General features: G+C 40.9%; 9 protein-coding genes. 2 read left to right on the top strand and 7 right to left on the bottom strand.

Going from position 1 to position 14514, the window contains the following annotated elements; translation table 11 throughout:
• Positions 1–103: 103 nt before the first annotated feature.
• The 3 genes from eno to mutS all read right to left on the bottom strand — a co-directional run bounded on the left by eno (position 104) and on the right by mutS (position 5953).
• Positions 104–1396, bottom strand: coding sequence for a phosphopyruvate hydratase (eno, locus tag KUL10_RS07535; protein WP_110428296.1), 1293 nt, complete (start codon positions 1394–1396; stop codon positions 104–106).
• 69 nt (positions 1397–1465) lie between these two features.
• A complete protein-coding gene (locus tag KUL10_RS07530; protein WP_110428295.1) occupies positions 1466–3094 on the bottom strand; it encodes a CTP synthase in 1629 nt (542 codons plus the stop codon).
• 276 nt (positions 3095–3370) lie between these two features.
• Positions 3371–5953 (bottom strand): DNA mismatch repair protein MutS, encoded by a 2583-nt coding sequence (gene mutS / locus KUL10_RS07525; protein ID WP_233499744.1) that lies wholly within the window; start codon positions 5951–5953, stop codon positions 3371–3373.
• A gap of 264 nt (positions 5954–6217) precedes the next feature.
• Here mutS and KUL10_RS07520 point away from each other — a divergent pair, with 264 nt between their 5' ends.
• Entirely contained in the window at positions 6218–6715 is a 498-nt protein-coding gene (locus KUL10_RS07520; RefSeq protein ID WP_306305327.1) for a CinA family protein, read from the top strand.
• 254 nt (positions 6716–6969) lie between these two features.
• Positions 6970–8001, top strand: coding sequence for a recombinase RecA (gene recA, locus KUL10_RS07515; RefSeq protein WP_110428293.1), 1032 nt, complete (start codon positions 6970–6972; stop codon positions 7999–8001).
• Positions 8002–8301: 300 nt separating this feature from the next.
• Here recA and KUL10_RS07510 read toward each other — a convergent pair whose 3' ends face one another.
• The 4 genes from KUL10_RS07510 to KUL10_RS07495 all read right to left on the bottom strand — a co-directional run bounded on the left by KUL10_RS07510 (position 8302) and on the right by KUL10_RS07495 (position 14445).
• Positions 8302–10413, bottom strand: coding sequence for a S9 family peptidase (locus KUL10_RS07510; protein ID WP_110428292.1), 2112 nt, complete (start codon positions 10411–10413; stop codon positions 8302–8304).
• Between the two features lie 111 nt (positions 10414–10524).
• Entirely contained in the window at positions 10525–11616 is a 1092-nt protein-coding gene (locus KUL10_RS07505; protein WP_110428291.1) for a glycosyltransferase family 2 protein, read from the bottom strand.
• A 76-nt stretch (positions 11617–11692) separates the two neighbouring features.
• Positions 11693–12028 carry an EscU/YscU/HrcU family type III secretion system export apparatus switch protein gene (locus tag KUL10_RS07500; RefSeq protein ID WP_110428290.1) on the bottom strand — a complete coding sequence of 112 codons (336 nt, stop codon included), beginning with the start codon at positions 12026–12028 and terminating at the stop codon, positions 11693–11695.
• Between the two features lie 26 nt (positions 12029–12054).
• Complete coding sequence (locus KUL10_RS07495; protein ID WP_110428289.1) at positions 12055–14445, bottom strand: flagellar hook-length control protein FliK; 2391 nt, start codon at positions 14443–14445, stop codon at positions 12055–12057.
• Positions 14446–14514: the final 69 nt, after the last annotated feature.

Below are 14514 nucleotides of genomic sequence, written 5' to 3'. Positions count from 1 at the left end.
TTCAATTTAAACGCTAAGCGAAGATAAAAAACATAAAAAAAGAGCGCACAATGTGCACTCTTTCAAATCATTAAACTAAAACAGAACAAACTTTTTTTGAAGTTTATTGACCTTTTATTTCGCTACGACCATTGAAAACAGCTTTGTCACCAAGCTCACCTTCGATACGTAATAATTGGTTGTACTTAGCAACGCGATCAGAGCGGCAAAGTGAACCTGTCTTAATTTGACCCGCTGCTGTACCCACTGCTAAATCAGCAATCGTGGCATCTTCAGTCTCACCAGAACGGTGAGAGATAACAGCCGTGAAGCCCGCGTCTTTAGCCATTTTGATTGCATTAAGCGTTTCTGTTAACGAACCGATTTGGTTGAACTTAATTAGGATTGAGTTACCAACACCGTTTTCGATACCGCGAGATAAAATTTTAGTGTTTGTGACAAACAAATCATCGCCGACTAGCTGTGCTTTATCGCCTAAGATCTTAGTTTGATATGCCCAACCGTCCCAGTCACTTTCATCTAAGCCATCTTCGATAGACACGATAGGATATTGTTCGGTAAGGTCTGCTAAGTAATCACTGAAACCTTCTGAACTGAAAGACTTACTTTCGCCACTTAACACATATTGGCCGTCTTTATAAAACTCAGAAGCCGCACAATCTAGCGCTAGTGTAATGTCTTCATTCATTTTGTAGCCAGCGTTTTCAATTGCTTCAACGATGACCGCTAATGCTTCAGCGTTAGATGTTAAGTTAGGAGCAAAGCCACCTTCATCACCAACAGCTGTGTTTAAGCCTTTTGCACTGAGTACTTTTTTAAGTGCGTGGAAAATTTCAGCACCCATTCTTAAGGCTTCTTTAAAGCTTTTTGCACCAACAGGCTGCACCATGAACTCTTGTATGTCTACGTTGTTGTCAGCATGCTCACCGCCGTTAATGATGTTCATCATTGGTAAAGGAAGAGAGTATTGACCCGATGTGCCATTTAAGTTTGCGATATGAACGTAAAGCGGGATGCCTAGGCTGATTGCTTCTGCTTTAGCGACTGCCAAAGATACTGCTAAGATTGCGTTTGCACCCAATACTTCTTTGTTTTCTGTGCCGTCTAAATCGATCATCAATTGGTCGATCGCAGTTTGGTCGGCGGCGTCTTTACCCGCTAGGGCAGGTGCAATTTTATCGTTAATCGCAGCCACTGCTTTGAGGACACCTTTACCAAGATAGCGCGCTTTGTCGCCGTCGCGTAACTCTAGTGCTTCGCGAGAACCAGTTGATGCGCCAGATGGAGCAGCTGCTCTACCCATCGCACCACAGCTTAAATACACATCTGCTTCAACCGTTGGGTTACCACGAGAATCCAATATCTCGCGACCTACAATGCGACTAATATTCGCCATTTTTATTCCTTTTATCTTGTTCAATTATAAGTTTGTTTACGACTCAAGTACTTAGCAAGTGTCTGTATCTTATTTGTTTTTCATATATTCGCCGGCAGCAGCAATGAAGCCGGTAAATAATGGATGTCCGTCTCTAGGTGTTGAGTTAAACTCAGGGTGAAATTGCCCCGCCACAAACCAAGGGTGGTCTTCTAACTCAATGACTTCAACCAAGCGTTTGTCTGTAGACAATCCGCTGACTTTTAAACCTGCATTTTCAATTTCTTGACGAAGGTTGTTGTTCACTTCATAACGATGTCTATGACGCTCGTGAATCTCTGTTGAACCATAAAGGCTGGCAACAAGTGAACCTTCTTGCAAATGACAAAGTTGGCTGCCCAAACGCATAGTACCACCTAAATCGGTATTAGCATCTCGGATCTCTTTGTCACCGTCTTTATCCAACCACTCTGTGATCAAACCAACCACTGGGTGTTTGGTGTCTGGATCGAACTCAGTACTGTTAGCATCATCCATGCCCGCCACGTTTCTTGCAAATTCAATATACGCGACTTGCATGCCTAAGCAGATACCTAAATACGGCACGTCATTTTCACGAGCGTATTTTGCAGCGGCTATTTTACCTTCAATGCCGCGTTCACCAAATCCACCCGGGACGATGATTGCGTCTAAGTCATGAAGTAAGCTTGCGCCTTTGCTTTCGATATCTTGTGAATCGATGTATTTGATATTCACCGCAAGGCGTGTTTTTAAGCCCGCGTGCTTAAGGGCTTCGTTAACTGACTTGTATGCGTCAGGTAATTCAACGTATTTACCGACCATGCCGATATTGACTTCGCCCGTTGGGTTTGACTCTTCATAAAGTACCTGTTCCCATTCGCTCAAATCTGCTTCTGGGCAATCTAGGCCAAAACGCTCAACGACTAGTTTATCCATGCCTTGTGCTTTTAATGCAGCAGGGATCTTGTAAATACTGTCCGCGTCTCTTAACGAGATAACAGCTTTTTCGTTCACATTGGTAAACAGCGCTATTTTTGAACGTTCATTGGCTGGCAAAGGCACTTCAGAGCGACAAACTAGAATATCAGGTTGGATACCGACTGAACGCAACTCTTTTACCGAGTGCTGTGTTGGCTTAGTTTTGGTTTCACCTGATGCAGCTAGGTAGGGCACAAGCGTTAAATGCATAAACATCGCGTGTTCACGACCGACTTCAGTGCCTAATTGGCGAATCGCTTCGATAAACGGTTGAGACTCGATATCACCTACCGTGCCGCCAATCTCAACGATAGCCACATCATTACCTTGGCCGCCGGCAATCACGCGTCGTTTAATTTCATTAGTGATGTGAGGGATGACTTGAATAGTAGCGCCTAAGTAATCACCTCTGCGTTCTCGCTTAAGCACTTCTTCATACACGCGGCCGGTAGTGAAATTATTGCGCTTTGTCATTCTGGTGCGAATAAAACGCTCATAGTGGCCGAGGTCTAAGTCGGTTTCGGCGCCATCGTCTGTGACAAACACCTCACCGTGTTGAATCGGGCTCATTGTGCCAGGATCAACGTTAATATAAGGATCAAGTTTGAGCATAGTCACGCTTAAACCGCGTGCTTCTAATATTGCCGCAAGTGAGGCTGCTGCAATACCTTTACCTAATGATGAAACCACACCACCGGTGACAAAAATATAATTAGTCATGAAAACCCTAAGGTACTAAAGTTGAATCTATACATGATAAATAAGCGGATTTAGCTATTTATCTGCATGCTAATGTCGTGCTTTCAATCTCATATCCAAACCTAAGCTACAGCCTCGATAAAACTGACATTGAAAATTCGATGCCGATTTTGGGGTTGTATTGGTTTAATTATGCAGCTGAAAGTCAGGCACGTTTGTAGTGCTTCGATGGGCGTGTAGTATACTTAAATTATGCCTTAAAAGTAAATGAATATTAGATGATTCTTATTTTACTAACTAAGGCGTTTGCTTCTGTACTTCCTTACGCCATTGATACACCAATGCTTGCACCTCTCTGGGACTCAAATCATCAAGCTGGACCTGCAACAATTTTTGCTCCAACCAATGTGGCGTGTCATCCATTGGAATACTTAACTGGGTGTCAGTTTTATTATTAACTGAAGGTGCTACAGTCTCGTTGGCGCTAGATTCAAGTTGTTTCAACTTAGCCTGAGCAATACTCAAAACTGATTTGGGAACACCTGCAAGTTTAGCTACTTGCAAACCGTAACTCTTACTTGCGGGCCCTTGTTGGACTTGATGCATAAACCTAATTTGCTCATCGTGTTCAACTGCATTTAAGTGTACGTTTTGAATGGTGTCAAAGCTATCTTGCAGGGATGTTAGTTCGAAGTAGTGCGTGGCAAACAAGGTATATGAATTTAATTTAGACGCCAGTGATTGAGCACATGCCCATGCTAACGATAGTCCGTCGTATGTGCTTGTGCCGCGACCAATTTCGTCCATTAAGACTAGGCTTTTTTCACTCGCATTATTTAGAATATTAGCGGTTTCGGTCATTTCAACCATAAACGTTGACCGACCTGAAGCCAAGTCGTCTGCTGCACCAATACGCGTGAATATTCTGTCAACTGGGCCGATTTGAGCTTTGCTAGCAGGCACAAAACAACCAATATAAGTAAGTAACACGATTAAAGCGGTTTGGCGCATATACGTGCTTTTACCGCCCATGTTAGGCCCTGTAATCATTAACATGCGCACTTTGTCATCGATTAATAAGGGGTTTGCAATAAAGGGTGTTTGCATGACCTCCTCAACAACAATGTGGCGACCTTCGCTGTATTCGATTTTGTTTTTGGTCACTATTTCAGGGCAGCAAAGGTTTAAAGAGTCGGCGCGCTCTGCAAAGGTGTTTAATACGTCTAGTCTGGCTAACTGACTGGCGCTTTCTAGCATTTGATTTAAATCAGGTGCGAGTGAAGCAAACAAAGACTGGTATAGGCTTTTTTCTAGCGCAAGTGCTCTGCTTTGACTTGTGAGCACATTGTCTTCGTGTGCCTTAAGTTCAGGGATAATAAAGCGCTCGTTGTTTTTAAGCGTTTGTCGTCGAATATAATCGGCGGGCACATTGTCTGAATGCGCGCGTGAAACTTCGATGTAAAACCCGTGTACTTTATTATAAGCAACTTTAAGAGTGGGAATACCTGTGCGCTTTTTTTCACGCTCTTCTAATTCATTTAAAAAATCTGTTGCGCCTTGTGACAAGGCTCTTAACTCGTCGAGCTCTTCGCTAAAACCGGGTGCAATGACGCCACCATCTCTGAGTACTACGGGTGGGTTGTCTACAATTGCTTGTGCCAAGAGATATTGTGCGTCGTCATATTGGCCGACCAAGTTGGCAAGTTCAATGAGACAAGGTTGTTCACTATCGATAAGTGTTTGTTTTAAATCGGGCAATACCAATAGCGCATCTCTAAGGCGAGAAAAGTCGCGAGGCCGCGCTGTTCCCAATGATACACGTGCTAATATGCGTTCAATATCACCGATATTTTTCAAATGTTGATGTACTTCAACATAGCAGGTATCAAGCAGGGATTGCACACACGATTGTCTATTTTTAAGCTCATTAGTATCAGTAATTGGTCGGTGTAACCAACGCTGAAGCAATCGGCTACCCATAGCAGTTGCTGTTTGGTCTAGTACAGAAAATAAGGTGTTTTCGACCTTACCAGACAGTGTACGAGTGAGTTCTAGATTGCGCTGAGATGCTGCATCCATCAAAACTGCGTCATTTTCACGTTGTTGAGTGATCTTTCTTAAGTGGGGTAATGCCGTGCGTTGTGTATCTTGAACATATTGCAGAATACAGCCGGCTGCGCCAATTGAAACCATGTTTTCATCAACACCAAAGCCTTCAAGCGATTGGCTAGCAAATTGTGCTTTTAATTTGTTGAGTGCGGTGTCTTCATCAAACTCCCAAATTGGACGGCGTCTAAGCCCCTTATATCTCTCAATCAGCGGGAAAAAGCTTGCTTGTTCAGGGTAGAGTAATTCTGCTGGTTGCAGCCTTTCAAGCAGGGCCTCTAATCCTTCATCAGAGTAGCAATCTTCAACGACAAATCGGCCGTTGGTAATGTCGATGTAGGCGACACCGTAGTGTCCTTTGATTTGCTTGACCGCGACTAATAAACTTTCGCTTTTTTCTTCGAGTAATGCTTCATCTGAAATAGTGCCTGGGGTCACAATACGTTGAACCTGACGTTCTACCGGGCCTTTGCTGGTGGCGGGATCGCCAATTTGTTCGCAGATCGCAACAGACTCCCCCATTTTCACCAATCGCGCTAGGTAGTTTTCAGCGGCATGATAGGGCACGCCAGCCATAGGGATTGGATCGCCCCCTGATTTACCACGCGCAGTCAGTGATATATTTAATAAGTCAGCTGCACGTATTGCGTCATCAAAAAACAGCTCGTAAAAATCACCCATTCGATAGAACAAAAGAATGTCAGCGTGCTCAGCTTTAATTTTAAGGTACTGAGCGATCATGGGGGTGTGTTCAGATTTGGCGCTTTTGGGCATTTGTTATTTTTGTCCGATTGTTTTCTGTGGAGACTAGCGTTGTGTATCGAGTTTTTATTCTAATTATATGTGTTATTGCTCGAGGCATAAAAGTGTTGAAGCAAACTCAATCCTAATAGCATTATGTAAGTTTAATGAATTGCTTCTGCAATTACATCCGAAAATTAAAATTCTCTTTGCCTTGGTTTACTCACATTTGGTTTTTCAGTAACCTAAGATTGCAATGATGCTTATTGCAAACTTGAAGTCAGTACAGGAAATATATTGAGCCGTTTATTCAACAAATCCATCGAAGCGCTTTCTGCACATTTAGGTGATGTCTTGTTACAGCAAGAAAAATATGTGACTACTGCCGAATCATGCAGCGGCGGTGGGATAGCATGTGCAATTACCGATACAGCAGGCTCAAGTGCTTGGTTTGAAAAGGCTTGGATTACTTACTCAAATCAAGCAAAAGCTGATGAAGTAGGTGTAAGTGATTCCGTTTTGCAAAAGCATGGTGCTGTTTCAGAAGAAGTCGTGATACAAATGGCAACAGGCGCTTTGTCTAAAAGTGGTGCTGATATTAGTGTGGCAGTGAGTGGTATCGCCGGGCCTGGCGGTGGAACAGATACTAAACCTGTGGGGCTTGTGTGGTTTGCGATTGCTGATAATCACGGTACCATTAGCTTTTCACGTTGCTTTTCGGGTAATCGAAAACAAGTCCGTGAACAAACCATCAAGCTTGCTTTACAAGAACTGATCGCGCGCCTAGTGGCGTAAACTTTTCCAATTATATACTGTATAAAGCGTTGGTTTTATACAGTGTTCTCGTCTGTAATTGTTGTTTAATAGCATAATTAATTAAAAAAATACTTTATAAACAGTTGCTTATAAAAAATAGATATTTTCTATTGAAACTGTATGGTTATACAGTATACTTCCGATATAAATGATTACTTGTGTTTATCTTAGCTTCATCAAAAGCACAACATCGATAGACTACTTGCCAATCTTGGCAGCTTGAGGATAAAAAATTGAACGATAATAAATCAAAAGCACTAGATGCAGCCCTAGGTCAAATTGAGAAGCAATTTGGTAAAGGTTCGATAATGAAGTTAGGTGATAACCAAGCAATGGATATCGAGTCTATTTCTACCGGTTCATTAAGTATTGATATCGCGTTAGGTATTGGCGGTTTGCCATGTGGTCGAGTGGTTGAAATATACGGGCCCGAGTCATCAGGTAAAACAACATTAACATTGCAAGTAATTGCAGAAGCGCAAAAGAAAGGCAAAACCTGTGCATTTGTGGATGCCGAGCACGCGCTTGATCCAGTATACGCTGAGAAGTTAGGCGTCAATATTGATGAGTTACTTGTTTCACAACCCGATACGGGTGAGCAAGCACTTGAAATCTGCGACATGCTAGTGCGCTCGGGCGCAGTTGATGTCGTTATCGTTGACTCGGTTGCAGCCTTAACACCTAAAGCTGAAATTGAAGGTGACATGGGTGATACTCACGTTGGTTTGCAGGCACGATTAATGTCACAAGCATTGCGTAAGCTAACCGCTAATATCAAGCGCTCAAACACACTGTGTATCTTTATCAACCAAATTCGTATGAAAATTGGTGTGATGTTTGGTAACCCAGAAACCACAACGGGTGGTAATGCGCTTAAGTTTTACTCGTCAGTGCGTCTAGATATTCGCCGTATCGGTGCAATTAAGGATGGTGATGAAGTTGTGGGTAACGAAACGCGCGTAAAAGTGGTTAAAAACAAAGTCGCACCTCCGTTTAAACAAGCTGAATTCCAGATTATGTATGGCGCGGGTATCAGTAAAGAAGCTGAGTTAATTGATTTAGGTGTTAAACTCAAATTAATTGAAAAAGCCGGTGCATGGTACAGCTGTAATGGTGACCGTATTGGGCAAGGTAAAGCGAATGTGGTTAAGTACTTAAAAGAGCATACTGACTTAGCGCAAGAGATTGAAGCGAAGATCCGTGCAGAGTTATTATTGCCAAAAACTAAAAAAGAAGACGAGCCTGAAGCAAAAGCTGAAGCTTAGGATTGGTATAACTTAGTTAAATAGCCAAGTTACATAATCTAGGCATAGCAATTAGACGAATGAATTAATGCTAATTGCTAAGCCCATATTTATTAAACGGTAAAATTTTCGTTGGCTTAGCGCCGCTTTTAACCACTGCTCATTGAGCAGTGGTTTTTTTGTTTTAGCTTAAGTGGTTTCTTGAATCGAAACTGACTTTGAGTAAATTGTCTTTTGAAAAAGACCTTTTTCAATGTTTGATAAAGGCCCTTTTTATTGAATACAAGCAACTACACTTCATTAAAGGTGAGTAGCTAAAATCTACTTCTTATACTTTTCAAACCAAGCGACTATGTTCCCAATTTTTTGAATCAGATGACTCGGTCTCGCGGCAATACCATGTGATGCACCTGGGATTCTGACCATTGCTGAATCAATCTTTTGTAAGCGAAGGGCTTGATAATATTGTTCGGTTTCACTCATTGGCGTTCGATAATCAGCCTCACCGGTTAATAGCATGGTGGGTGTTTTCACATTACCGACCAATGACAATGGCGAATGTTTCCAAAGATGCTCATTAATATTCCATGGCATATCAGGCATCCAATACTGACTAAAATAGGGATAGGCATCTGCGGTTAAGGCAAAACTCATCCAGTTAATCACTGGCTTTGCGACCACTGCGGCAGCAAATCTATCTGTTTTACCTATGCTCCACGCGGTTAAAACGCCTCCGCCCGAGCCGCCAGTAATGAATAGATTATTAGTATCGATGTAACCTTTCGCAATTACTGCATCAACTACATCCATTAGATCTTGGTAGTCATTGGAAGGGTAATTGTGATGTATCTCATTGCCAAAATCTTCGCCATAAGATGAACTTCCTCTTGGGTTTGCCCATGCCACAACATAGCCTTTTGCTGCCATTAGTTGCACTTCCATACTAAAAGTATCGCCGTAGGCAGCATGAGGGCCACCGTGAATCTCTAGGATAAATGGATATTTTTTAGTTGGGTCAAAGTCAGGTGGTAAGGCAATCCACGCGGGGATGTTGAGTTTGTCGATACTGCTACTCACCTCAATTGCATGTGTTTTTGCAAGCGCTTTATGAGCAAATGCATCTTCATTAAGGCGCGTTAGTTGAGTTTGTTTTTTACCGTCTAGTAACCATATATCAGCAGGGCGCTGAGGATCATTTTTGGTAAACGCTATGTCACCCGATTTGTTGATGGTAAAATCGCCTGAGGTATAGGGTCTGCCAATTGCTTGTCCACCCAATGACAGATCGTACTCTTTTAATTTTCCTTTTATGCTGACATAAGCAAGTTTGGTTTCGCCCTCATCAATGTAGCTAAAATATAAGCCTTTTGAATTATGAGCCCATTGCACGTCTTGTATTGTTCGATCAAATGTTGGGGTCAGTGAAGTCGCTTCATTTGAATCACTGCCATTTAAAGCTTTGACCATTAATTGATTGACTTGAAATGATAACTTTCTGTCATTTACCCATAAAAACGCAATGTGTTTACCATCAGGGCTCAACATGGGGGCGCTTTCTGGGCCTTCAATACTGGTGATTTTTTCAACCGCACCTGTATCGATACTGACACTGAAGATATCGCTTTGAAGTGGTCTAAGTGCAGCATCGGGATGGCGATCGGCACTGAAGAAAATAGCGCTACCATCTTTGCTGTAGCTTAATCTACCTGAGTGATTAAAGTCGCCTTGAGTGATTTGTCGTGGTGTGCCACCTATTGCATCAATCACGTAAAGCTGTGAAAACCCTGCTTGATTAAAACCTCTGCCATCGCTTCTGTATAAGGTGGTATCGATGACTTTTGCTTGTCCGGCCCATTCGGCATTCTTTGGTTTTGCTGGCATATCTTTGAACAAAATAGTCGACGCAATTGGCGTGAACATTGAAAATGCAAGCGACTGCGAATCTGGCGACCAAGTAATGCTATTTGATGAATATTCGAGTTGCGTCACTTTTACGTCTTCGCCACTTTGCAACCAACGAATATACAACTGAGTACTGCCATCTTTATTCGATAAATAAGCGAGCTTACGACCGTCCGGTGACAATACGGGTGAATAGTGTCTATCGCTGTCAGAAATTAGTGGTTTGTTATCGCCTGTTTTTAAATCCACAAACCATATATTTGTGTTTAAACGGTCGCTTTGTATATCCATGGACCGGCGTTCGTATATAAGGCGTTTGCCATCATGCGTGAAAATAGGGTTTGCAGCGTATTCGATATTGAATACGTCTTGGTAATCAATCTTTTGTAATTTTACAACTTCATTCGATATCTCTGCTGCGATACTTACTTTTAATGGAGCCACAACGATAGCGGTGATGCTTAATATACTACAAACTGTCGCTATTAAACGTTTGCTGATTAAATTGCTACTTACCGATTTTAATGCCATATGCCGCTCTTTTATTAATGCTATTAGTAATAGGACTATAGTTTACGAGACGAATTGACATTAAGCACGCCAAGTGCTCAAAAAAACTTTATATCTAACGAAAATTCAGGCTTATTTATGTTGCATTTTGAATTCGTTGTAAGCGTCTATGACACCTTTGTCAGTAACATTCCTAAGTATTTTTTTGAGTGTGTCAGACTCTTCAATGGGGGCGTTTTGGATTTTTTGTATAGCTTCATTGTAGCGTTCTATAACAGATTGTTGAGCCTCTTCTAAAAAAGAATTCAAAGTGTATTTTTGGAAAAAGATTTCTCGTTGCCGTTGATAATTTTCAATAGCATCTTGCGGAATTGAAAGTGTCTCAGCATTTTCGTCACTGAGTATTCCGCCTCTGTTATCTTTAAATATTGAGTTTTTCTGAGATCCCGGTATCGGTCGTCCTCTTGTTAATGAAGCGATGTACTCTACCTCATGTCGTAAAATACGATGCAATACAAAGTAGTCTTTTAGAGGTTTTAAAAGCTCCTCTGCAGGAACAAGAGACATTGATAAAGGTGAAGTCACCTTAAAAGTGGTTTTATCAGCTAAGCGATAATTGGCGCGCTCACTATACACGTTATGGGGATTGAACTGCTTAATCTTTAAGTCAGTTTTAACCAAAGACTTTACTTGTCTTGCTCGTTTGTGATGTATTAGTGCGTCACAAAACGGCGCTGAAAATATTTTTTCTTCTTTGAGTTTCAATACCCACTCGAAGCAACATACATCTGCATCAATAAATGCTACCACATCGTTAATATGCGCGGATAAACACGTTGTAGTAAAATATTCATCTATATCCAAAAACATTACATGCGAGAAGCCTTGTTTTTTTGCATGTGACATTTCAATTTCATAAATAAGGTTTTGAGGGGACCGTTTTGTCTGTTGGAAATAATTATCACCATCTTCGATACGAACCTGAGTGTTTTTTGTTAACAGCTCTTTTAGTTTCCATGAATTGTCGTAACTGTTGTTCACATATATTACTAGTTCAGAAAACCCAAAAAACAAATGATGAAAAATCCAGTCGGGTAGGTATGCCGCTTCATTTTTTGCAATAGCTACAAGTTTGACGCGTAAATTAGTGTCATTAGGCTGAATGAATAATGGAGTTGAAAAGCGATTTTTAAGCTTACGGCCGATGTTCCCGAAAAAGTTCATTTGCTAATGTGGCTTCCTTTATTTGAAGACCGCGAGTGTACGAAAACCTTGCCTTAAGTGCATTAGTTTTTCTTAATTATTCTTTGATATCTACTTTTTGCGCTGCATTTTGCCAGGATTCAGGAAACTTACCTTGAAGCAAGTAAGAAAAAGCAATGAGCTCTGCAATTACATGGAATAATGCTTCTGGAACCTCTTGTCCAAGATCTAACCTAGCTAATAAATCAACTAATCCTTTGTCTTGATGAATCATTACATCGTGTTCTTGAGCTAACGCTAGAATTTCATCAGCTAGCTCACCAAAGCCCTTAGCAATAACAGTAGGTACTTGATCGCCATCTAATTCATTGTATCTGAGCCCAACAGCATGCTTTGGTTCATGAATTTGATGCGGATTAAAATTATCATTCATTAAGTGTAATCTCTGGGTTTACAATTCTATGCGTCTGTTTCAAATACTGAGAAATGGGTTGAATTCAAAGTCTTTGGAATTTTACCCAACTGGCACCCTTTGTTTATTAAATCTATTCCAAGGCTAGATAATCTTTGCTTCAGCTTGGGTAAATGCTCAAGTACTTGGTCTTTTAACGATTCACTGGATGTGTATATTTGTAAATCAATTTGGTTTTCAATGAGCAGTGTTTTGGCCAACATCTCGCCTTGCTCTCCAACTTCAAACTTCATGCTCAAAGACCATCTTTTTTGCTTTTCTTGATGGTTATTCTCTTCTTTACTATCGTCAAATTCACGCTTAATGCTCAGTTCAATATCTTTTCCATGCTTATAGAATAAGTTAGGAAATGAATAATAAAGACTATCTTGACCCTGAACGCTTGTATCGGCGCTTTTCAGTTTATTTTGCTGGTGGTTAGCCAGCATTTTGGATATTTCAGCGCTCAACATGTGCTTTGCATCAAACTGGTTAAATTCTTGGCTGAGCTTTGCTCCTTGCGCAGGGCTTAATGTTGGAATTAACTGCTTGACTAGATCGGGAATAGCCTGCTGAACTTTACTTGCGTGAAGGTTTGATAGTTTTTGAAGTCTAGAGGCAAGTGCCACCTGCAACAAAGTGACGAGGGCATTTAAAAAGCCATTTTGAGTGTTAGAGGTAATTGCATTCAAAGGTGCGACTGTTATGGGAGCAATTAATAGTTGGCGTATCGTATTGGCATTATTAATAGAAGGTTCGGAATCTAATTTTGGCAATTTATCTTTGACTGCGCTCAATAGCCGTTGTAATTCAGGAGACCACGACTCTGTATCACCAAGTGCGTTTAGAATATTATTGAATGTTACACTTTGTTCAGTTGTTTTGGGTAAGACTTGTTTTGCAATTTCACTGAACATGCTTTGAATACTTGCAGTGTTAGTTTTAGTCCCAAAACGATTTATAAGCAGCTCTCTGATTTCAGAAGATGGATGTTTAATTTCTTGCAGCAACGATTGCACTAATAGGTTACTTGTTTTGATGTCGCGATCAAAGGCTGCGTATGAAGATGATTGTTGCAATGATGGCTTTTTACTTGAGTCAGTACTTGTAAATACGTCTGCTGAAGACGGAGTTTGAAGTGCCTTTGCAGCCGCGATGATGGCACTTGGACTGTAAATAATATTACTTTTTATTGCATGACTACTATGAGTTAATGCGACTTTTTTCTCGAAGAAAGTGTTTGAATTTACTTCTGTAGGGCTTAATTTTGGCGTGCTCAAATCGACTTGTTCTTTACTGTTTGGCTTTGAATCAGGCGTTACACCCGATATCAGTAGTGAGGCTTGTTTATGGTTTAAGTGCACTAAGCTTTGCCTTTTTACTATTTGTAAAAAGACATTGTTTTGATTGCTGACCAACTGGGCACTAACGCCCTTCTCTAGTGCTTTTTCGGTTAGATGTAATTGCTCGATAACTTGAGACTTCAAAAGCTTGCTTTCAGTTGCTGGTAACTTGTCTAGTATTTGCTTTTCAAGATTAAACGCTAGCGGCTTTGAATTTACTATTTTTGATTGGCTGTCTAATACAGACGAATTCTTCTCTGGATTCCCGTAAACGATGGGTAATTGGATTTTGTTTAAAACGTTTTTTGTCAGAGAGCTCAACAATCTGTTCACTTGCTCTTGTTTTTCCTTCGAGCCTTGGTCATTGGTGGAAAGAGACAAAACCTTCACTTTGTCATTCACAATTTCAGCTCTTATATTCAAGTTTTGTCCGGGTTTGAGCTGATTGATTACGTTGCTGGGTAGCGTGATTTTAACTTCTGAAGCAGGAACGGAACCGATACGTGGTAATTGCAAAAGTACTTGATTGCCAATAATATTTTTAATAGCCGCTTGAATTGTAAAGCTTGTTTTTGAGTGCTGAGAAGTATTAGCAATACTGTGTAAAATATTAAATAAAGCTTTAGCTTGGGTGGTACTTAAAGGAATAGTAGCTTGTTGAGTCTGTGTATCGAATTGTGGTAGCAACAAAGAGCTGACGGCGCTGCTGGATTTGTTTAGTGGGCTTAGTAAAAAAGGGCTTAATTGCGAATTTAATACTTGTGAACGCCCACTATTTGATGATTCATTTGCTTGGTTTGACCCTTTGTTTTGGTATACCAAAACAAAACTTTGTCCTACTTTTAAATCATACTTATTACTAAACTGCTCTAACGGTATTGCAACGTTTTTTTTATTATTGATATTGGTTAATGTCACTAAATTTGGCGTTAGTTCGCTAACCACGACTCGTGTGGCCGCCGAGCTGGCTTGACCTCTACTAGTGATTGCAATACTGGCGTTAGTGTTACCTGGATTGCCAGTAGGATTCACTGGTTTTGGTATGAAATCAGACATTAGTCAGTTTTGAGACCAAGTTTTTTAAACTTAAACAGATAAGCTTAAATAGACTTAGTACCGTGTATT

This window comes from Glaciecola sp. KUL10, from assembly GCF_003203515.1.
Taxonomy (GTDB): domain Bacteria; phylum Pseudomonadota; class Gammaproteobacteria; order Enterobacterales; family Alteromonadaceae; genus Glaciecola.
Note: the sequence above shows the minus strand (reverse complement) of the source record. Positions and strands in the feature narration are given on the sequence as shown.